Here is a 21514-nt window from a genome sequence, read left to right as displayed (position 1 = left end):
TAAAAGCTAGAAATAGCCTATCGGCCCACTCGTAACAAATTCAAAGTCTTAGTTGATTGTTTGAACAAACCACATTAATCAATTCTAGAAATTAGTTTAAATTTCTATAACTAATTTCTGGAAAAATAGTGAACGTTAACTAAAGTCTAGAAAAAGAGAAGAGACCTCTAGGAGAGGGGCATGAAGCCAAGCCTATCCGCCAAGTCCAGTGCGCGAGACTTGGTACACAAGGCATATCGTGCTCGTGGGCATAGAGACTGGCTTCTTAATTCCGATTTGCAATACATCTACTGGCTATATTTTCTTGAGTCTGACAAGACTGTCGCCGATTTCGAAATATTTGAGCGCAAGGCAGAGTCCCCTGACTTCCTAGTCAACTACCGTGATGGTTCGTCAGAAGTTCATTTCGTTAAGAGTAATAAGTCTGAGGTTCCGGAGTCATATCCTGTTGAGGGGCACAATTTATCATGCAGGTGTTTTGACTATGAAACCCTTGATGCGGTCGCTATTGAGGCTCTACGTTGGGCGAAACCTTTAGCGTTTGCGGCAAGTATCAGAGGCGAGCAGCACATAAACCTTATGAATGCAGTTGCATTTTACTTCGGTAGAGTCAGGGCTGGGACTATAGGCGATGTGGTTTCTCATCTCGGCGAGTATGATCACGCAGAAGTTGTAGGGGCGATTATTCGCCAGTATTCAAGAGGTTTCATTAAAATCTCACTAGAAAGTGGCCCTTTCAGTTTGAATACTTGCTGGGAGATCTCAGCATGAAGGCCATCATCAACTCAAGTCATGTCAATGATCCTATAGATAGTTGGCCACGTATCGATGCGGATACACTGGCGCCAGATGATAAGGAAAAATATACACAGAGGTGCATGGCTGTACAAATGCTGATGGAAGGCAGGCCTCTGGATGAAATTCAAGCAAAATGCAACATAAAAGCGTCAAATATTTATTACTACCGAAATAGATGTAAAGCGTTAGGGGATGATGGGCAAATTTTAGGGTTTAGAGCACTACTGCCCAGAAGGCATCTTGCGCTATATACAAGAGTTAAAGATGAATCACCTAAGCTTCCTGAAGCCCAAGGAGGGTGCTCTGGGCTGTTTTCAGCTCTACTTAATAGGTTTCCGGGGATTGAGCAAGAGCTCCAGACCAGAATTAAAAAAGAGCAGTCCAGAAGCATTATTCATGAACACATGATTCGCCCGAAGACACTGCACAAGATATTCATATCACTACTTAAGGAGAAAGGGGTTACTGACAGCGAATGGCCGTTCAATACCAAGTGGCAAGGTCGTACAACTATTTTCAAGTACATGCGCACCATGTTACTTCGTGATGCGGCTTCATTTGCAACAAGGCGAGGCGTTGATGAAGCAAAAAGCAATGTCCATCTAGGGAAAAAGAGCAAGTCACTGATTAAATGTGATTTGCCATATGAGATATTTAAAGCCGATGCTCATCGCATTGACTGTCATGCAACAGTGTCCTTCGCAAACCCTAATGGTACGAAGTCGAAAATTCTGATTAAGCGCATGTGGATAATTGCTCTTCTGTGTCGCTCATCCAGTGCAATAATTTCGTACAGAGTCGTCTATCGTAGCGAAGTTGGTGCGGACGATGTTGTGGCGCTGCTGCGTGATGCTGTAAACCCTGAGCACATACGACCAAAGCCAGTTATCGAAGGCTTAATCTACCCATCAAAAGGCGGACTCCCCAAAGAAGTTATTTCAGAGTGCAAGGGCGCACTATGGTCTGCAATAATGTTTGATGGTGCGCTGGCACACCTAGCGATCAAAGTAAGAGAGCGGGCAAGAAAAGAGCTTGGGTTTTCTATTAACTGGGGCTCTCCTGGTGTACCAGCAAGGCGCTCCCGCGTTGAACATTTTTTTAATATTGTCTCAAAAGAATTGTTCCAGAGACTTATGTCAACCACAGGCAGCTCGCCATCGAAAGGTAGGGCAAAGGATGGTGCAGAGCTTGCCGTTGAGTACGATATTACGGCTGACGAGATCGAGCATCTATTGAGCGTTAGTATTGCCACTCACAATGCCACTCCAACGGAGGCGTTATTCAATATATCTCCGCTCGAATTTATAAAGCAAAAAATTGAGCAGGCAGGCGGAGCCTTTTTGTTTCGATATATACCTGCCAGCAAACATTCGGAAGGCAGGGAGCTGTTCTGTGACGAAAAGCTTGTCACGGTTCGTGGAGATATAAAGAAAGGACGGATGCCATATATTCAGTTCCAAGGCGTCAGGTACACCAGTTCAATTTTAAGGGACTTGGCAGAATTAATTGGTAAAAAGATAAAGATCACAATAAATGAGGCCGACTTGCGGCAAGTAAGAGCCTTTACGTTGAACGGGTATCCCTTGGATATCTTGTTTGCCACTGGCAAGTGGTCTTATACAAAGCATGATCTCCGAACACGCAAGGCAATTCGATCACTACTATCAGCGAGGACAATCTTCATAAATTCGCAGCAAGACCCTATACAGGTATATCTGAGCTACCTGTCGACCAAGACCACTAAAGGGAAAAGAAAGGCCGCAATACCGCCCTCACAGGCAACAGAAGCTAAGAGAGTGGCCGTAGAGGCTGACTCGAGTCTGATGTTGGTTGAGGAAGAAAAACTTGAAGAGTCCTTACAGGAAACCTTCCAATCTCGCGAATCAAGCGATCAAAAAAATATTTTAAACAAGCCCTTACCGAATTTGGCAAATATTTTAAAGGGAGGGGCGTAATGCTTGATTTGAATGATCCTGGTATTCGCGAAGATATACTGGACTCCCATCCAATTATCAAGGGGCGGTCGCTCATTCTTACGCCTATGATTGAGGATGCTTACAAAAAAATCAGAGAAAAGGTTTGGCTACGTCACTCTGGATTATTTTTGTATGCTCAGCCTCGCATGGGGAAAACCAGCTGCCTGACTGCCGTCCAGAAAATGTTGAATTATGAATACCCGGAGAAATACACGTCGCAACTTGAAGCCGATGGAACAAAGTCTGCTAACTTCATGAAGGACTTGGTTAAGGCAGCACACTTGTTTCATAAGAGTAGGGAGCTATATCCGGAGCTTTTGGAGAGATACCTTGGGCATGTTGAAGCTCAGTTGGCTGCGGTTGATGGTGATCATTTTATATTGTTGATTGGCGAAATGCAGAATGTCAGCAGGGATCACTATGGAGTGCTATTGACCATTCATAACAGGCTCAAGCAGCGTAAAATAAGTATGACTACCGTAGGTTTTGCTCAGCCACAAATCCTAAACAGGAGGAGTTCTTTATTTGTCGGAGAGGCAACCAACCTTATCGCTCGGTTCCTTAGTGAGCCTGTGCCGTTTCCCGGGTGTGTCAGCAAAGATTATTTAAGAGGGATTCTAAAAAGTTTCGATCAAGAATCTGAATTCCCCGAGGGTTCTGGCTGGACCTATACTCGATTCTTTTTTCCTTCCGCTTTTGCAGCGGGATTTAAGCTTGGAATTTATCTTGATTTAATTTGGGGTGCCTTGAGCGAAATTGACCGGGCAGGCGTCAATCATTTGCCGATGGAACACGTATTTAGAATTATCGAACATTTGTTACTGGCCAATCGACGAGATGACAGCGCTAGCTTTAGGCTTGATGAGCCCATTATAAAAGAAGCTATTGATTCGAGTGGCGTTCGTCAGTTTGTGGAGCTGATGAAGCGTGCAGCGCCCTAGTCATAAAATATCGCTCAGGCTTGGCGCCCGATGCAAGGCTCCATTTGAATCGTCATTTTCGTTTTTTTTGAAGCTAATGGCCGTCAATATTATTGATAAGAGTTCGCTGTTTTCTTATATCGGCAATGGATCATGTAATGACTCTGGCCGCACTCAATACTGGTTAAGCGACTGGATTGATATGGATAAATTTTCCATGTCCACCGGTATACCTGTGCCGGAGCTAAAAAGCAGCTTCATTGATAGTATCGTTCCGATTAACGCTAAGCAGGTAGTCTCAGTCAGGCACTGCTCAGAGTGCTTGTTGAAAGGCTACCATAGTGTCTTTTTCTATTTGAAATTTATTACCCACTGTCCTTGGCATCAAAGGAAATTGGTTTTTTGTCGCGCATGTAGTGAAGCAATGTCGCTGGCAGGTCTCACACCTAAAAAGCACAAGGAGATTGATGGGGTTTCTTTCAGTCTAAAGCTGTCGTGTGGACATTTTTACTTTGACTCTAACCTTGGTTACGAAATTGGCTGCAATGATTTAAATTTTTACAACGTTGTCTGTGAGTATAGCTCCAAAATTTTGAGCTGGCTAAAACGCGCCTCCTGTTGCGATGAGGTAGCAGGCGCATTTATAAGCAGCCTTTATGACGGAAAAAGCCAGAATGAACTTGGATTTAGCCACTGCGTTGAAATTTGCTCTGCCAAGATAGGCCATGCTCCTTGGGTTGGCACAGCGCCTCTAGGATGTAAAAAAAATCTTCATATTCTTCAGTCCAGCAAGTCATTTGACGGCATTAAGCCATTGCCTGTACTTAAAAGCATACGGAGATACATCTATCGAGAGCATATTAAGTCACACAAGAGATGCTTCAAAACACTAATGCATATGGATGGTAAAGAATTACACTGTCTTGATATAAAATGCGCATGCGCGGTGTCTTCTGCCATGCTTGGCTGGATGTGCGCACTGGGATATGCTCCGGGGAATAAATTTGATGGCATTCAACCACTAACGGTTATGCTTGGAAGTGAAATGCCAGCCACCCTCAAACAGATTGCTTTATTGTGGCTGTCTCAATTTTATGGAATATGGGCGTCAATAGAGCATGAGTTGCAACTGGCTTTAACCCAGAAAGGTAAATTCATGATTTCTTTAAGCCCACGACGCGATCCCACGTTTGTTGATTTAAGTGGGCATTGCGTACTTATCACTTCCAGTAAGAGTGCATCTGCCGCAGAATTTACTGTTATTGTTCGCGATCCCAGCTATTTGTCGCTCAAATCATTTCAGCGTTGCCTTGGGCAACTTAATCTTGATAAGGCGGTGAGCCCTGCATCTACATGGGTCGTTTATTACTGGGCGTATGAGCCTTCCGATGAAATCATCATGCGATATTGGACTAACGAAGCTACCTCGGATCGCTCTCATTTCCGAAGCGTTTTACTGGGATGAGGGGGAGGGTGTTCATTACAACTGAGCCCATCTGCGTCGCGATCCTCTCAGGACTCAGAGAGCGGGATGGACACAGCAGCCTACCCGGGCTGCCTAGGGGGATGGTGGTGCTAGAGCATTTTGCAGAAGGCAGAAGGCAGAAGGCAGAAGGCAGAAAAAACTAACCCCCTGGTGCGCAGTACGGGTATGAGCCCGCCGGAGGCGTGGGGGTTATTCTTGGCTGTAACAATATACGGAAAACACTAATGCGGTCAATTCCTGCGCTCTGGGCATATTGCACCGCTTACGCCATGGCCGATGTTCGGGCACAAGCGTGCGGAACAGAGGTGTCAAGGCTGTTTAGTAATGCCTACCGGCCAACTAAAAGGCGTAACGACTGCTTATGGAAGGCGAAGATCGTCCCTCGACTTGATCGCGAAGGTGTGTGGCAGTCGCGGCAGCGCCATTGCTGCCGAGTCGTAATGAAATAGCGCTTGGCGCCGGCACCGCAGCATAGGCAATCCCCTTCTTCGCTCTGATCCCAAACGCAGCTCGCGGAACAGGGCGAACGCCTCGTCGTGGCTCAATGCGTTCAGCCCCTCTTTATCGACAGCGAACGGGCTACGGGTGAGGGGGAGGAGGGCTGCTTGTGAAGCAGGGCATTGGCTTGCCAAGGCGGCGCAGTACATGAGCGTAAAATCTATTATGCGATCAATAGATTGTATGGTATAGATTTTTATACGAACATCGGAGGGCAGCATGGGCAGAGTGGATTCAGCACAACAGCGACAATCGATTCTTGAATTGCTGCTGCTGTGGGAGGGTTTCCTAAACCGGAGCCGGATAGCAGGCCTGCTCGGACTTGGAGATATTCGAGCAAGCCAACTAATCCAGGAATTCCGCGATGCGCATCCCCTATGGATGGAGTGGAACACCAAGTCACGCAGCTACCATGTAACGAGCGCAGCCTACGCGCACGCAACGTCGGGCGGTAAAGCTCGTGATCGTGCTGAGTCGTTGGCGAAGTACCTTAGCCTCGTGGGGCTACCTTATGTAGCGGGCGAGGCGGTCGTCGACGGTCCAGTTTGCGCTGCGTTCCCTGATCTGACGACGCCAGAACCAAGTATTTTCGCCGCCTTATCGCATGCAATCCGAAACCATGCGGCCGTTCAGATTACCTATCGCTCAATGAAGGAGCCGGTGCCGCATCAGCGCACCATTACTCCCCATCACCTGGTTCGTGCCGGGCGACGTTGGCATGTACGTGCCTATTGCTCGACGCGCGATGATTTTCGGGACTACTCCCTTGGCCGGGTGGTGGATGTGATGCCTACGGGGTTGCGAGGAGAACGTTCCGAGGAAGATGACGCTGCGTGGAACGCGCACGTTCCAGTTTGCTTGATCGCGCACCCCGACCTCAGTCGCGAGCAAGAAGAGGTCATCCGATTTGAATATTTCGCTAACACGTCGGCTCGCATTGTCACATGCCGCGGCGCGCTGGTCGGGTACTTCATTCAAGACATACGAGCAGCCGTTGATGTAACGAAGCAGCGTCCGCCCGACTACCAATTGACGGTCTCGAACGTAACGGAAGTCAAACCGTGGCTGTTTCCCATATGAGAAGCTGACGTGGACTACATCCCCTTACTCTCTGCAACAGTGCGTTTACTCGACCTCCACGACTCCGATCGTGGATATGGCGAGTCCCCAGCATTTACGCGGGAGTCGCGCCCAGGGAAAACCGATGGTGTCTATCTTGATATTGCGGCGCTAGTCATCCAATGCCTCAAAGTTCAAGATGAAACCGCCCACCAAGAGTACATGCCGTTCGCAGCGATTTTTCGTCACCTCAGTCTGTCAATACCTGGCGTCGCCACCAGTGATGTGGCCTACGTTCTCAATGTTCTACGTCGCCCGACTGAGCTTTATTACTTGGAGCGGGCGGCAGGGGCACTTGAAGCGGCGCGTCACTCTGAGAAACGGAAGACCGCCATCGTCGACAAGACCGATTACGCGGACGAGTACCGCCTATCCCCGACTGGACGGATGCTTCCGGTCTTAGTGAATGCTGCTCGGGACGCCACCTACATTCGAGGTGATGCTTATAACCTTCTTCACGCTGTCGAATTCCGCGACTTCCAGAAAGTCGGTACGTTTGCTGATGAGATCGTCAGCCAGCTTCGCAACGAGATCCTCGACATCCTCTCAGCGCTAGAAAAGGTCGGGAAGACGGAGACAGCCGAAAAATACGTCGGCCGGTTCGACCAATACTGCCGAGTCATCAACGAGACGATCGATATCGTCCGTAAGGCGGAAGAAGAGGTAGACAAGAAATCGACAGCCGACGACTTCTCCGAATGGCTGGAACGTAGTGACGCGGACATCACCTTCGAGAGCGTGCGAGCCCACCTCCTTCGGGTACGGCAAGTCCTGATAATTTTCAACCGGCGCGTATCCGAATTGGTACAGGCCGCCGCCCAGAACAAGCGTATTGCAGTGCCGCCGCCATCATTCCTGGATGTGGCGCGCGAACTTGTGCGGGCTCCCTTCAGTGAAGTGCAAGAAGCGCACTTCATGCGTCAATGGGGCGCGACGACGCTTGAGGCCCCATTTCACTCGGTTCTCGATGGTTGGCACGCGGTTCCTATTCGTCAGGGGCAGCCCGAGACAAAAGCCATGGAGTTCTCCGATGAGACGGTGGAGTCGGTGTCCCAGTTGGGCAAGGTTCTGTTCATCGCACGACACGGAGAAGAGATCGCCACATTCTTGAAGAAATCACCGCTGCGCCTCTCAGAGGCCATTGATCGCGGCTGGTTCCTTCTGGATGGGAAGCCCTCGGTGGGCGATCTGGTCGGCGTGTTCGTGGCGCCGGATACCCTTCCTATCAAAGAGCCGCTCGAAATCCGGGTGTCGCCGACTTTGGTGACCAAGCAGGTCAATGGCGGCGACTTCCTGTTCTGTGACCTTGAATTGGCAATAAGGAGCAATGCGTGAATAACTCGGAACTTGGCCGCGTCCAAGCCTTCCTGCTCAAGCACCGCATTGCTGAGACGAAGGCGGCACGACGGAACATCTCACGCGAGGAGCGCGAGGTCGCCACGATCTTGCGGGATGCCGATCCTCAGATGCGAGCCCTGCTTGAAGAGATTCTCGACGGACAGGGCCTTGTGCTCCAGTCATTCCGTGAGTTCGACGTGGCTGGTATACCTGCCGGCGCAATGACCTTCGTGCTTGCGCGCAAGCCGGATACGAATCCACCTTTCTTCGGCACCGAGCGATTGGTTTCGCGTATGAAACAACTCGGGCGCTACAAGGTCTCGGACACCGAGATCAAGATCTGGTTCACGCAACTCTGGTTCATCCTTCTCGACCTCCTCTACACGAAGAAGAACCGTAGTCCCGGAGCGATGCAGGATTGGGTTGACACGGCCTTCAATCGCCTCGTTTTCACCGATGCGGTGAAGAACTACATCAACGACTCGGTTCTCAAGATGGATCCGGCGTCCTTGAAGACGACGGCCATCTATGACGCCCTTACGTCCACGAAGGAGGGCACGATCACGCAACTGTGTTCGGCCTTTATCGAGATCATGCAGGACGCCAGCTTGCTGGAGCGCCTTGAAGAGGATGTCTACCGCCAGTCGCTCCTCTTCGCATTCGAGATGAAGATGAACTATGACCGGCAGCTTGTCCCGTTGCTGCCGGCGTTGTTGCCGTTTGACGCGGCGTCCACTGTGCTGATCGAGGAAGTCGAGGAGGTCGCTCATGGCAACAATCACTAGCATTCAGGTAGCCAACTTTCTAAGCGACGGCTACACCGAAGGGCGTGAATGGGTGCCGCTCTATCGAGGTGAGACCTTCCGTCTCTTTGGTCGGTCGTCTGCCTTACAAATCGACAACGGCGGCGGAAAGACCAGTCTTACTGAGTCCTCGCTATTCCTTCTGAGCCGGGATGCTCGGCTCAAGGCCAAAGTCGCGGATCGCATTGCACCGGCGGAGCACGGTTGGACCCATATCCGCATGGAGTTCGTCGAGAAACCGCACGACGAAGATATTCTTCAGCGCGACTTGATCACTGTCGATCCTAGTGAGATTCCGGGGGTGACCTACGTGATCGGTCTCGCCTGGAGCCGTGGCAAGGATCCATATTTCTATCATTATCTAGGGCTGCTTTCTGACGCTCCTTGTTTCGTTCAGGAGCCTGACAAACTTCGACTCATCGACAACGAGACCTTCAGGCGTTCCGTCGAGCGCATACAGGGGGCGCGATGGGACAAATGGCGGAACCAGAAGGACTGGCTGGAAGAGATACGTCAGTTCACCAACATCGAAGTCGTCAAGAAGAACGTGGAGTTTCAGTTGGAGGGGGCTGGCGACTACTCCGCGATGATCAACAAGGTGGAACCTGAAAGCGGTGAATCCTACGACGCCGCGTTCTTTCGTCAGTTTGTCGCCCCAGAGCTTCTCCGCCAATCGATGGGCACTGAGGGCGATGAAGACGAGGAGCACTTCGAAGACACGCTCTACAAGACCTTGAAGCCGACCGCTGACGCCCTGGTCCACATCAACCTGCGTCAGCATGAGCTGAACGACGCGGAAGCAGCGCTCGACAAGTTCGAGCCGGTCGAAGCCAAAGCACGGGATGTTCTCGAAGCCAACGCGTCTTACGAGGATGAATTGTCTGAGGTGATCCGGGACGCAGCGGTGGTGCATGTGCTCTCAGTACGTGATCCCATACCAGGTATGCCGACAATCCCTCGTGACGCGCCATGGAGAAAGGACAGCAAGCTCAGCGCGGTGATTGCCAGCCTTGTGATCGACAAGACAGCCGGCGTGTTGATCGCTGACCACGGAGTAGCAAAACTCTTGGGAATCGAAACCAAGCGGGTTAACGAACGAGCGATGGCTGTCCGCGTGAGCCCGGTAGTTTGCGGAGCACAAGTCGTTGACTTCACGAACGACTTTAAGGGCATGGTTGTTGCGGCGCCAGATGCCCAGTATGGAGATGAAGGGGCCTATCTTGTTGAAAATAAAGGCGACCTTAAAGAATCCAGGCGCGGGCAGCATCGGAAGTACGCCGTCAATGGCTATACGCTTACGGGTGCCAAAGCTTTGCTGCCGGCAGGTGACCCCGGCAACCTTGCTGATCTCCTGACTCGCGCCTTCGGGATCGCGATCGACATCATCGATACGAACCCGTACCGCAGAACTCAGCGCGAGCTCTCTGCCCAACTTGAAAAGGCGTCCAGCTCCCACAAGACTGCTGATGCGGGCGTCAAACAATGGTCAGCCGAGTACGAGAACCTCATTGCAGAGTCCCGTGAGGCTGAAGAGAACCAAGTGGCGTATGAGACGTTCGCCGCGCGGGCAGACCTATTCCCGGCTGAGCACAAGAACCAACCGAGGGCGGCCAAGGAATGGGGATCCAAGCAGCTTACTTGGGACCGTCAGGCGCTCTCCGACCACAATGACCGCGTGGCGTCACTGACAGGCAAACACGAGATTTGGCAAGCGGTAACTACCAAGTACCAGGATTGCCCGTTGTCGGAGGCGCTGTCGATGATTGTCGACCGGCATACCGAAGCGGTTGCGGCTGGCGAGGCGGCAAAGGATGCAATGGATCAAGCTTGCCGGCGGCGAGATGAACTTCGTCCTCGGCACAAAGCAGCGGCAGACCAACTCAATACCGCAGTCGCCGCGCATCAGCGCTTAAGCGAGCTGGCGTCAGCGCTTCCTGTTTTTCGCGAACTGTTCGGCGATGTCGATCCCCTTCAGCAGAACCCTCAGGGCAACCTCGAAACAACGAACGGACAGCTTCAAAGTGTGACCGAGCGACTGCGCGCAGCTGTCGAGACGCGTGACAAGCTGGATAACCTGCAGCCCAAGGTGAAGGTTTTCCATGAGGTCTTCGGCGAAGCAGCCCCGAATACACTCAATCCGATCCAAGACTTGATCAACCTGAAGGGCAAGATCGCGACGGAAGAGACAATTCTGTCCGAGCACCTGCCTTACGTTAAGGCGTTGTTGCAGTTCCGCGAGGCCCACGGCGAGGAGACTCCTGAACAGCGCCTCGAAGCCATTGAACGTCTGCGTGGCGAACTGCTTGGAGAGCGCGTCGCGATCAAGAGACGCCTCGAAGAGATTGGTGCGGAACGGAAAGAGCTTGATGCCTATGCGGTCGCTGATGGGCGAGTCTACTCGGCTGCACTGGACGCGCTGGCGAACGCGGGAGTTTCCTTCACGCGACTGCACACCTTGGCGATGGCGGCGCCTGAAAGTCGCCGGGAGGCAGTCCTATCACTATTCTCCGCCGCGCTCTCCGCACCGGTCGTGCAGTCCGCAGAAGATGCGGACAAAGCCACCGAGGTTCTGGAGAAGGCGAAACTAACTGTTCCGGTCTTTCTGGCCGGGCCGCTGCGTCAATTCGTCGAAGCCGGCAGCTACGAGGTGACGGGAGAAGTCACTCACACCTTCCTTGCTGGTCGCTCGACACGGCAGGTCAAGATCCTCCTGAATCCGGCCCTTATAGTCGAGGAAAAGGAGCGGCTCGTGTCGGAGGAGAAGAGCCTTGAGTCGCGTGATGCGGAGGCTACTGCGCGGCTTGCCAGTATCGATCCGGCATCCGAAGCGGTAGCGATGATACTCAGGGCGCGCGATGCCGTTCGGAAGGCCTCGGATACGAAATATGCAGAGGCAAAGCAGAACCTTGGTGAGCTTTCCAAGCAGTTGCCGCAACAGCAGCGGAAGGTAGACGCCATGGACACTATTGCGGCTGCGAAGGAGTACCAAGCGCTCGGTGGCGAGACGCGGTGGCAAAAATTGGTTGATCAAACTATCCCCCACGAAGAGGGGGAGGTGGCCCGTCTCAAACGCGATATTCGGCGGCTACAGCGGCTGGTCGAGGAGGACGCCTCGCGTGCACTAATCGCCGCCAAGGACTTCTTCCGGTCTGGCGGAGAGGGCGCCCTGGCACGAGCAAAAGCAGATGTTGAACAGCTTGAGTCCATGACCACTGACCTCTTCAAGCAACTGGAAGTATTGCGGAGCGAGATCGAGGGCAAGCTGGCGGAAAATCAACGCTCTGCAGCGGCGGCCCTAAATAGCCTTGATCAGACGTTCCACCTCGACAAGCGCGATCTCGAAACGTCGATAGCGTTTGAGGAAGACGGATCCGCACATTTCATGAGCGAAGCCGAGGAACAACTCAAGACCTTGCAAGGCGCCGTGAGTACTTCTATTGCCCGGCTTCAGGACATCGACTTCGAGCGTGCCCATCGCTACATCGAGGCATCGAAGGCCGAAGGCTTAGCACTGGCTGACCGGATCGCAGAAGCCAAAGGGAAGCGGGACACCTTCACGGAGCAGCGTAACACTGCGGAACGGTCCATAAACGATCTCAACGGCCGCCTGTCTGCCTTGGAGCCATTCCTCTACGACCTCCACGACGCCATCGTAGAAATCCGCGAGCAGTACGGAAAGATCGTAACGTTCTCGGATGACGTTCGTGCACGTATCGCCATGGAGGCGAAGGCGCATCCAGACATCCTCGCCGACGCCGAGGTGTTGCGGAATGGGTGCATTGGGAAGCTGCCGTCGACTTCGGTGGAGACAAAGGCTGCCATCGCCAACCTGCGGGAAGCGATCAAGGCACTGGAAATCGACACTCGGCTACTCAACCAGCGCCGCCAAGCACGGGCGGCGGCGCAAAACGCCTTCGTCGATGAACGCGAACGCTTCTGCGAACAAGCCCGTACTGGCCACATCAAGGGATTGCAACTCCCCGAGATTGAGAGAATCGCCGAAGCGACGACGCTCGCACAGTTGGGTGCGATTCACCATATCCGTGAAAAGATTCGAGCGACCATTGATGAATATGTCGATAAGTTGACGAAAATGCGAGAGACGATGGAAACCAATAAGGCGGCGACTGTCGACAGCCTTGTCCGGTTCGCACGGCAGGCGGAAATGAATCTCAGGATCCTTAGCGACGTGATGGCGCGCACGCCGAACGCTCGTTTTTTTGTCGAAGCAGAGGTTGCGGACGAGGAGACGATCCGTCGCATCATAGAATCCCTTATCATCGAAATTCAGGATCGGGAGCAAGCTGCCCGTGACCGTAACCCGGTTGCGCTCAACAAGGATATCGAGCGCCGCAACAAGTCGTACAAAGCAGAGATTCACAAGCAGATATACGCGAACATCTTCTCCAAGGAACGCGTCCATTTTACGCATGCTGCCATTTGGGATGGCATGAAATCGCCTCTCAGCGGCGAGGGTGGCGGGCTTTCTACCGGCCAGCGCACGGCATTGATGATGATGTGGCTCATCAAACAGGCCGAGTATTCTCTAACGCGAGCGGCGCTTATGTACGGTAGTCGTAAGCAACAGAAGGCGGCGCTCAAGAGCGCTCAGCGCATCATGTTCTTCGACGGCCTGTTCTCGAACCTCAGCAACGAGGACTACATCGATCACGCCTTCCAGGGACTCAAGGATGTCGATGAGAATTTCCAGTTGATCGGCCTGATCCACAATCCGCACTACGTCAACAACCAGAACATCTTCCCCATTCATCTGGTCGGTAAGAAGAAGGTGGGCGTCAAAGGAGGTGTGCGGCGTCGGTTCGTCACCGTCGAGCCGTGGCAAGACGACAACGGGATGATCACCTACACGAGTGCATTCCGGGAAGGCAGTGCTGGTGAGGATTACCCCCGTGCCTGAGCTTCATGAGCGCGTCTACGCGTGGCTTTGCAAGAAGTCGAAGGGAAGCGCTACCGGCAAGCTGCGGTGCAGCGGCATTCTCGACAAATTGCGAACCGATGTATTGAACGATCCGGTGGCGTTGCGCAAGGCGCTCATCCAGCTTCGGGGCGAGCAACTTATCGATTACGCCGCCGGACAACACGGAGAGCCGATCAGTGGCTTCCTAACCGTAGTGCGGCCTGACCAGGAAGTGCCTTCGCATGTTGAGGCATGGCGTGCCGTCTTGGCTGACTCAACCCTCCCAGAACGAGACAAACTCGCACTACAGGCAGTCGGCAGCGCAATGGAGGGGTTCTCCTCAAAAAACATGGCGATGCTGCTGGACGGGCTTATTCGTCTGCGAGAAAACCAAGCGCAGCACTTTGGCGAGCAAGTGTTCAGCGTCAGTGCGATGTACCTAATGGGGTCGTCGAAGCTGCTATCCAGCCTCGATTGGAAGGCTCTATACAGTTTCGGTATCGAGATCGCCCGATTCTTGCCTCGCCCGGTCTATGTGGTGGTAGGCGGAAATGTGGAGGCACCCACTGCAGTCGTGCTTGTAGAGAACCCAGTGTCTTTCGAGGCAGCCGTGGACTCGGTGGCGGCTCGTGATTGTCTTTTCGTCTGCACTTTCGGGTTCGGTCTGAGTGCCTCGACGAATGACTACGGCAATCAGCTTGCAGGGGCAGTCGAGGCGGGGCAGGCGCGTGTCCTCAGCCGCTCCGCTGGCGGAGAAGTGCCGACCTTGCGCGACATCTTGCGGCATCAGCGAATCCAGTTTTGGGGTGACTTGGATGTGGCTGGCATGCAGATATTCTGCCGTCTTGCTTCCAAGGTACCGGACATGACTTTGTCGGCCCTCTATGAACCGATGATCGAAGCGATCCGGCACGACGCTTCCAGACATCCTTACGTCTCAGCCGTATGCAAGGATGGACAGGGGCGGATGATCGTTCAGACAGCTCGGAGCGACGTTCAGGAATTGCTTTGCCTTTGCGAACACTTTGCTGTTGATCAGGAGTTCGTCAGCGCAGATGACATCGTACGGTTGGCCGGTAAGCCGCTCAGCTGCTATGGCTGATCCTCAAAGCGCGACAAAAGTTGAGTGATGTTGAAAAGGAGAAAACCAGCCTCGGATTACCATTCCTACTCAGTCTCGGCAGCGGTCTCTCCTAAATTGAAGGCCGAGATTAATTAGTCGACAGGCAGACACTTTCGGAGGGACTATGCCCACTCCTCAAAGTTGTTAATAAGAACACCTGCCCACTCTCTTAAATCTATGACTGAAGAACCCTTTAGTCTGATTCCCAACTCGAAGCTTTGTTCAATTCCGGACGAAGAGTAATTAGCACTCCCGATATACGCCTCACACCCATCCATTACGACCGTTTTGGCATGGAGCAGGGGGGCTCGATACTCCTCCTCTTTTGGAGACAAAATTCGTACCTCTGCCTTTTTAAAAAGGAGGGCGTCTCGAAGCATCAATACCCCTTCCAGCTCATCATGCCTAAGCTCGCTTCTGGGTTGCGTCATAACAATGACATTTACCCCTTCCATGCTTTTTCGAGATATGTGTCGCAATAATGAGGCCACACCGGATGGTGACCAATACGGCGCAACAATGATGACTTCTCTTTCTGCCTGATTAATCAACTCATAGATCGCCGCCATAAGGGTTCCTGCCCATATACCCGTATCGATCCCGAGCTTCCTAGTCCCAGGCAGATTACGGAGAGAGGAAGGGAGGGTGCAGATTACTCGGGCTTGATCTCCCCTCTGTAACGCTGCCCCAAACTGCTCATGCGTTCTCCGGTAAGCATCCCATCCAGCGGTGAGCGTGGCGAGATTACGAACTGACGCTGGTATCAAACGTTCTACCATCGAGTCGCAATCAGTCGTACCGTTTTTCCTGGCCAGTTTATTGTTGATTACTGCCGTAATGTCAGAGGCCAACTGCATGGCTTCTGGCTTTTCCATCATGCGCATTTCCGTCGAGATGGCATTAACCAGCAGCTGATATGTATCAGCGCGATCCATCCCAGAACCCTTTCTGAATGACCAATGTGGCTTCCCGATTTACTGCACCGCCATGGAGGTATGCACGTGACAACCCTTGGTTAAAGGTCTCGCAGCCTATCTCTGTTTGTACACAGCCACTGCAGGAACTGCCATTATCTGTGCACACCGGATCGAAGGCACAATTGAAGGCGAACATGGATGCATCATTAAACCACGACTGCAGGTAGTGCTGAAACAAGGTCAGCAGCCCACCTGCCGTATAGTTCTGGACGGATGACACATACAGAATTACCGATAGATCCATGGGCAACAGGTACTCTTGGATACTCTTCGAGTCATACCCTGTATGACGGCGAGCTGTAAGCATCAACGAGTGACTGATTGAGTGAAGTAGATGAAATGAAGCTCTATTCCTCATCGGTTCTAACAAGGTTTCTCTCGCCACCATGCCTGGATGCATCGCCAATACGCGACTATGACGCAGGAGATAGGCATGACTCTTTGCCCGACTCTCTAGTACATCAGCATCAGGTGCCTCCCAGCCGGCTGACTCCACGCACCAGCGCAACACCTTGCGCGGGTCCAGACGGATCCATAGCGCTTCCGTTTTTGCCGACATCGCATACACAGGCGTTTTGCCTCTCATGCCCTCATCCACGCGATCAGTAAAGGCATTGAGCATTACAGGGGGCACGTTCTCTGTATTCGACGGACTACTCTTTTCTCGCGTGTATCCCAGCGTCGCTAGGACCACACGCAAATCCGGTATGTGCGAGATGGATTCCACCCCATAACGCTCCTGCACCATCTCCCATTGCTGATGCATGGATTCCTTCTGGATTGGGTCAGACGCCAACGCAATCGCCTTTTCGACCGAGATCCCGTTAACGTCATGTTCCAGAAAGACGGCCTCCATCGCTCGGCGATGCTGGATCAGTTCACTTAGAGTTTCATCATCCGGAATGAGGTCGCGTACGGCCTTGAAGCCGCCAGATGAGCCCGCCAGTTTGGCATCAATCGCAGCTACTTCTTTTTTGGCGGAGTCTAGTAAATCCCTAATGAATTCATCGTTTTTGGCCTGATCCTCATACTTGGCGATGCTTTCCTGTTTTTTCGCCCGAGCGGCCAGCAATGCTGCCTGCTCTTCGGCATTGCCTGCACTATTGGACAGCAGCGATTCCAGCTTCTGCTCGAGCTCCCGTCCTGGAATTTTCCGCAGCAGAGCCAACGCCAAGCCTTCGGCAATATCTTCTACCGGCCCGATAATGGCTCCTTGGGCGTCATGCAGGCACCCCAACAGCTTGGCGATTAGTTTGCCACGCTCCTCGCTCAGGGCAATATATTGCGTGCTTTGCGCATAGAAGGATTCCCCGCTGGTCAGCGGTGTCCCGCGCTTGTTGATCTCCTGCTGGTACTGGTCGCGGCAGGCTGGGCAGTTATCCTGCAGCGAGCCCGCGAGCTTTTCATTGGTATCTACATCAAAGAAGGAGGAGTGAATGAACGAGCCGGCATCACGGTATCCAATATTCATCGAACGACGGGCGGAGTGATGGACATAGATAGGACTACCGTAACCGCAGCGATGTACAGCTAGATAAGGGATTTGGATCATCTCCCCTGAACATCCTGGCCGCTTACATGAAATATAGGTTCGCCCGTTGCGTTGCTTGATGCGTTTCTCCATCTTCGGCAGGTTCTGGTCTTCCGACATCCGGGTATCATAAAAGTCGATAACCTTGCACTTCTTACAGCTCAGCATCAGGGGTGAGGGCGTCACAAAAATTTCGGATGGCGACTGGATTTCGAGACGCTTCTTTTCGGCAGCAGTCATAAATGTCGGGTCTACCGTCCCGCCAGCCCTGACCCAATCATTTACGAAATTCAGTACAGCTTCCCGGAGTTGCTCCTTGTCCACGCCTTCGAGTGCGGAGCCACTGCTATGTACCCCGACTACACGCCCATAGGCCTGATTGCGGAGACGGGTATAGGCACCCGGCAGGAAGGACTCCCGGAAAAGACGGCTGCGACTTACATATTCCTTATCCATACGTCCACCTTACCTGGCCAATGCCGTCAGAACCTGATCCGCGGTGGTATTGCTGGGCTTGATCAGAATTTGGTTTTCGATGTCACGAAACGAGCGGAATGGGGCATATCCAAATATGTCGCCGAGGGCTTCGCTCAACGTCTGGTCATTCTTGCTGCCCGGCCAGTTTTCTAGTTCATAGAGTGCGTTATCGACACGCTCCTTGAGCGACGCATTGAATCCTGCAATCACCCGTGGATCGAATTTAGATTCCAGTGCTGCTGGCATCCGTAATGCGTTGATCACCACCTTTTTGATTTCATCGGCAATGGCCCCGCCATTGGTCGTGCGTAGCAAGGACACCAAGGGTTTAACCTTGTTGTTCAGCTCGTTGCCCCACGTCTGTTGCGGCGCCCAGTTAAGCAATACAGCCGAGATGACCCCAGGGAGTGTCCGTTCGAGAATATTCGGGGCAAACCGGTTGATCGGTACTGAGTCCACTAGGCGATCAAGGAAGGTATGGTAGTCCCCGAAGTTCATAAAAACTCCTGACTCGAACAACTGATGAGAGGACAGCACGCAGACCACAATCCCGGGGTGCACACGTCCGCTACGGGCAGAGGCCTGGATGTATTCGGCGGTCGATTTCGGCCAGCCCGCCATCACCATGAAATTCAGTTCAGAAATGTCGACACCGTGGGAAACTACGCTGGTGGCAATGATATGCCGGCAGGTGTCATCTGCGTCTTTTGTCTCTACGTGATGAATTGCATCCAGAATCATGTCCAGGCGGGTTTCCCCATCGAGTAAGCGGAAGTCTCGTTCTGTCCCTGCCTTACTATTTACTTCTTCCATGTAACGCATAACTTCGGTGATGTTCCGTTTGCTGTTCGCGTAGACCAGGTCGGTATTCAGGTTCTTCTCGATATAGCCCAGCGCATCGCCTGCCTGTGCCTTCGATAATCCCATCTGGGTCAAAAGGGTTTCATCAGCATTTGCCAGACGGCTTCTCCATTCATCCACCTGATCCAGAAAGCGGGAACTGACTTCCGCGACAGCCTGCATGGCAATCTTGCCGCGACCGATAGGCAGGATTCCGGCAAACCACCGACGGATGAGACTCGTACCGGTTTCGGTATCCTTCGCTTTGCGGGCGTAGAACGACTCTCCCTGTGTGACGCCTGGCGCTGGAAAGCGTATGGCTTGCTTCAGGTACAAGTGATGGATGTGATCTTCAAAGTCCTTGATGGTGGCAGTAGCCGCCAATACTTTGGGGCCGCGTCCCTTGTGACTGACTTGCAGGGTATTCAGCAGAGTCTCGTAGTGAGCATCAAAATTCCCCAAAGATTCGCGCAGCAGGTGAAGCTCATCCTGGACAAGGAGAGCAAATCCGGGGTCTTTCATTGGGGCCACCGGAACCACTTTCAGGTCACTCGTCCGAGTGTTGTTGCCGCATTCTTTGCCTTCCCAGGCATCGTTCTTCTTCACTATGCGACGATGCTCGCACTTCGATGTATGTGAGAAGCCGTGTTCCGGGCAGAAGAAACGAGCTCCCCCGAAGTAATTCACGAAGCGTTTGTTGTGGCCAATGACCGCCAGCTTGTCCACCGTGCCAACCAGCACGGAGGGCAGGTAGCGATAACATTCCTCATCCGAGATATAGATGCCTATTTCTCCTCGGATGCCTTCGCCATGGTGACCGGCCTCCGCCTCAATATTGGACCAGCACTCCTGGTTGCTGCACACATGTTTGATACGGGCGCGTTCGAGATCCTTTTGTACGCCGATAGAACCAGCGGTACCGCAATACGGGCAGTCGCTGATGAACTGGTAGGTTTTAAGGCGATCATCACTGATCGAAGGTAAAAAGCCCTTGTATGCGTCTTCACCATAGTTGCTGCTTATGCGATTGGGCGTGCCATCTCCGGTGTAATAGCCAATGGTAAATGGCCAACCGCCCAAGCGTTCGCGCTGACGAATCTGGTTAGTTTGCGCCAGTACATAGGAGAGCCGCTGGAACTGCTGGACTGACAGCATACGCAACGGAAACCGAATCCAGGCTGTGGTGCCATAATCGCGACCTTTAAGGCGCCCATGTAGCATAGCCATGCTGATAATACCGAGATACGCCTCAGTCTTGCCGCCCCCGGTAGCAAACCACAGCACATCGGCTGCCTCTGTGCTTCCCCGTAATTCGGTAACAGGGGCATGGCGTTCATAAATCGAGCGTATTTGGGTGAGAATGAAGCCGAGCTGAAATAAGTGCCAACCGATAAACTTCTTGCCCTGCATTCTGATGGCGCTTGCCATCGCCACGTTCATCCACTGAAAACACTGGCGTAAGTCATCATGCTTGCGCAGCAGCTCCACCCCGTCCCGAATCCGGTCAATTTCCCCCTGAAAAGCGTCACGGTCTGCCATGGCAACATCACGGTCAGCCATAAGCCCGGTAGTCTCCAGAGAGGCAATACGACTCGCCCATAGTCCCAGGTAGTTATCCAGCGCCGTCAGGAAATCATCAAGCACCGGCAGGGGATCACTCGAGAGCACTGTATAGTGAGGTGGATGTCGCATACCGACCATTTCAGGTAGCGGGGCATCCACGCGAGCCTGTGCCGATGTGGGCATGCCATCGGTGATAAACCGTTTCTCGCCCTCCTGGGTTACAGCACAGCTGATGCCATAACCGGGTAGTCCATCATCATCGCGGTATCGATAATCCTCTGGCTGCAGGCGATGCGGTACCTTGTGGCTTTCACCCGTCACCAAATCCACAGCCAGACGAGCATCTAGCAGATAAGGGAACTCCACGCCGAAGGCGCGGGCATCAGTCGTCGTGGTTTGATTTTCGAGAAACAACTCCAGAAGATAGCGTCCGCCCATTGCTTCCCCGAACGCCATTGGGGTAGGGCGCAGGCGACCCCGCACATTCACTTGGTAATCCAGTATCCGATCAGGGTGCTCAATGATCTGACCATAGACAGCGCGATTCAGCCCTTCCTGGCTGCCGAGTGCTGCTTCGCTCCACTCGAAGTTGAACTTGGCCCCCCCACTTGGATTCAGATGGCAGCGACGCATGATGCGGGGGTCATTAAGCCAGCGTTTTTCTTCGACCCTCATGACAGCCGCCATCTCAACCTTACCCGACACCCATTCATTGCTCCTCTGTGGATCAAACACCAGATTGATTCCGGAAAAGCAGACCGTGTAACGCTTGAAGGCCATGGAGATGATCTGGCCTTTACGTGGAGCGGCGGAGTCCTGTACCAGATCCCTCTCCATGCTTGTCAGGTCGGGGATGTAACGATGCACTACATCAAACTGACCAGACAGTTCACATTTGACGGTATCACTGACACCTGGCGAGACCAGCAGGACAATGCCAACGGAGTTTGGGGGTTGCGGGCCGCTGTAATCCGGGTCCGGTAGAGGCCCCAGACAACCCACGAGGCTCAGTCGGTTGGGTTCCACGCAGTCATAGTGCTTGCCTTCTGGCGTAAGCACATCCGCGTCCTTGTCGCTCAGCCGCAGGCGCATCTCCTTCAGGAAGGCGGCGGTGAGCCTCATTTCCTCACGGTATTTGAGTGCCATA

Annotated in this window: 12 protein-coding genes; 9 read left to right on the top strand and 3 right to left on the bottom strand. The window is 52.8% G+C overall.

The features are described from left to right. The first annotated feature begins 180 nt into the window (after positions 1 to 180). The 9 genes from SM130_RS11410 to SM130_RS11370 all read left to right on the top strand — a co-directional run bounded on the left by SM130_RS11410 (position 181) and on the right by SM130_RS11370 (position 14958). On the top strand, positions 181 to 771 hold the full coding sequence (locus tag SM130_RS11410; RefSeq protein ID WP_102825914.1) for a hypothetical protein: 591 nt from the start codon (positions 181 to 183) through the stop codon (positions 769 to 771). Beyond that, positions 768 to 2753 (top strand): Mu transposase C-terminal domain-containing protein, encoded by a 1986-nt coding sequence (locus tag SM130_RS11405; protein WP_146029749.1) that lies wholly within the window; start codon positions 768 to 770, stop codon positions 2751 to 2753. The genes SM130_RS11410 and SM130_RS11405 overlap by 4 nt, the downstream gene beginning before the upstream one ends. Continuing rightward, positions 2753 to 3715 carry an ATP-binding protein gene (locus SM130_RS11400; protein WP_102825916.1) on the top strand — a complete coding sequence of 321 codons (963 nt, stop codon included), beginning with the start codon at positions 2753 to 2755 and terminating at the stop codon, positions 3713 to 3715. The genes SM130_RS11405 and SM130_RS11400 overlap by 1 nt, the downstream gene beginning before the upstream one ends. A gap of 76 nt (positions 3716 to 3791) precedes the next feature. Further along, on the top strand, positions 3792 to 5159 hold the full coding sequence (locus SM130_RS11395) for a hypothetical protein (protein ID WP_146029750.1): 1368 nt from the start codon (positions 3792 to 3794) through the stop codon (positions 5157 to 5159). A 738-nt stretch (positions 5160 to 5897) separates the two neighbouring features. Then, entirely contained in the window at positions 5898 to 6758 is an 861-nt protein-coding gene (locus SM130_RS11390) for a helix-turn-helix transcriptional regulator (protein ID WP_102825918.1), read from the top strand. Positions 6759 to 6767: 9 nt separating this feature from the next. Next, entirely contained in the window at positions 6768 to 8132 is a 1365-nt protein-coding gene (locus tag SM130_RS11385; RefSeq protein WP_102825919.1) for a hypothetical protein, read from the top strand. Further along, positions 8129 to 8920, top strand: a complete 792-nt coding sequence (locus SM130_RS11380) for a hypothetical protein (protein ID WP_102825920.1) — start codon at positions 8129 to 8131, stop codon at positions 8918 to 8920. Before SM130_RS11385 ends, SM130_RS11380 begins: the two co-directional genes overlap by 4 nt. Continuing rightward, a complete protein-coding gene (locus SM130_RS11375) occupies positions 8904 to 13856 on the top strand; it encodes a hypothetical protein (RefSeq protein ID WP_102825921.1) in 4953 nt (1650 codons plus the stop codon). Before SM130_RS11380 ends, SM130_RS11375 begins: the two co-directional genes overlap by 17 nt. Continuing rightward, complete coding sequence (locus SM130_RS11370; RefSeq protein ID WP_102825922.1) at positions 13849 to 14958, top strand: Wadjet anti-phage system protein JetD domain-containing protein; 1110 nt, start codon at positions 13849 to 13851, stop codon at positions 14956 to 14958. Before SM130_RS11375 ends, SM130_RS11370 begins: the two co-directional genes overlap by 8 nt. A 143-nt stretch (positions 14959 to 15101) precedes the next feature. Here SM130_RS11370 and SM130_RS11365 read toward each other — a convergent pair whose 3' ends face one another. From SM130_RS11365 to SM130_RS11355, 3 genes are read right to left on the bottom strand one after another with little or no spacing between them, the layout of a single operon-like run. After that, positions 15102 to 15914 carry a phospholipase D-like domain-containing protein gene (locus SM130_RS11365; protein WP_102825923.1) on the bottom strand — a complete coding sequence of 271 codons (813 nt, stop codon included), beginning with the start codon at positions 15912 to 15914 and terminating at the stop codon, positions 15102 to 15104. After that, positions 15901 to 17943 carry a hypothetical protein gene (locus SM130_RS11360; RefSeq protein ID WP_102825924.1) on the bottom strand — a complete coding sequence of 681 codons (2043 nt, stop codon included), beginning with the start codon at positions 17941 to 17943 and terminating at the stop codon, positions 15901 to 15903. Before SM130_RS11360 ends, SM130_RS11365 begins: the two co-directional genes overlap by 14 nt. Positions 17944 to 17952: 9 nt before the next feature. Beyond that, positions 17953 to 21513, bottom strand: a complete 3561-nt coding sequence (locus tag SM130_RS11355; RefSeq protein WP_256044910.1) for a DEAD/DEAH box helicase family protein — start codon at positions 21511 to 21513, stop codon at positions 17953 to 17955. Position 21514: the final 1 nt, after the last annotated feature.

The organism is Stutzerimonas stutzeri (genome assembly GCF_038561965.1).
In the GTDB taxonomy this organism is placed as follows: Bacteria; Pseudomonadota; Gammaproteobacteria; order Pseudomonadales; family Pseudomonadaceae; genus Stutzerimonas; species Stutzerimonas stutzeri_AA.
The sequence above is the reverse complement of the archived record's forward strand: the minus strand, read 5'-3'. Positions and strand labels throughout refer to the sequence as shown.

What these genes read in the sequence shown, in the direction of transcription:
- SM130_RS11390 (WP_102825918.1), top strand. Translation starts at nt 5,898, where the DNA reads ATGGGCAGAGTGGATTCAGCACAACAGCGACAATCGATTCTTGAATTG.
- SM130_RS11405 (WP_146029749.1), top strand. Translation starts at nt 768, where the DNA reads ATGAAGGCCATCATCAACTCAAGTCATGTCAATGATCCTATAGATAGT.
- SM130_RS11400 (WP_102825916.1), top strand. Translation starts at nt 2,753, where the DNA reads ATGCTTGATTTGAATGATCCTGGTATTCGCGAAGATATACTGGACTCC.
- SM130_RS11365 (WP_102825923.1), bottom strand. Translation starts at nt 15,914, where the DNA reads ATGGATCGCGCTGATACATATCAGCTGCTGGTTAATGCCATCTCGACG.
- SM130_RS11360 (WP_102825924.1), bottom strand. Translation starts at nt 17,943, where the DNA reads ATGGATAAGGAATATGTAAGTCGCAGCCGTCTTTTCCGGGAGTCCTTC.
- SM130_RS11355 (WP_256044910.1), bottom strand. Translation starts at nt 21,513, where the DNA reads ATGGCACTCAAATACCGTGAGGAAATGAGGCTCACCGCCGCCTTCCTG.
- SM130_RS11375 (WP_102825921.1), top strand. Translation starts at nt 8,904, where the DNA reads ATGGCAACAATCACTAGCATTCAGGTAGCCAACTTTCTAAGCGACGGC.
- SM130_RS11410 (WP_102825914.1), top strand. Translation starts at nt 181, where the DNA reads ATGAAGCCAAGCCTATCCGCCAAGTCCAGTGCGCGAGACTTGGTACAC.
- SM130_RS11395 (WP_146029750.1), top strand. Translation starts at nt 3,792, where the DNA reads ATGGCCGTCAATATTATTGATAAGAGTTCGCTGTTTTCTTATATCGGC.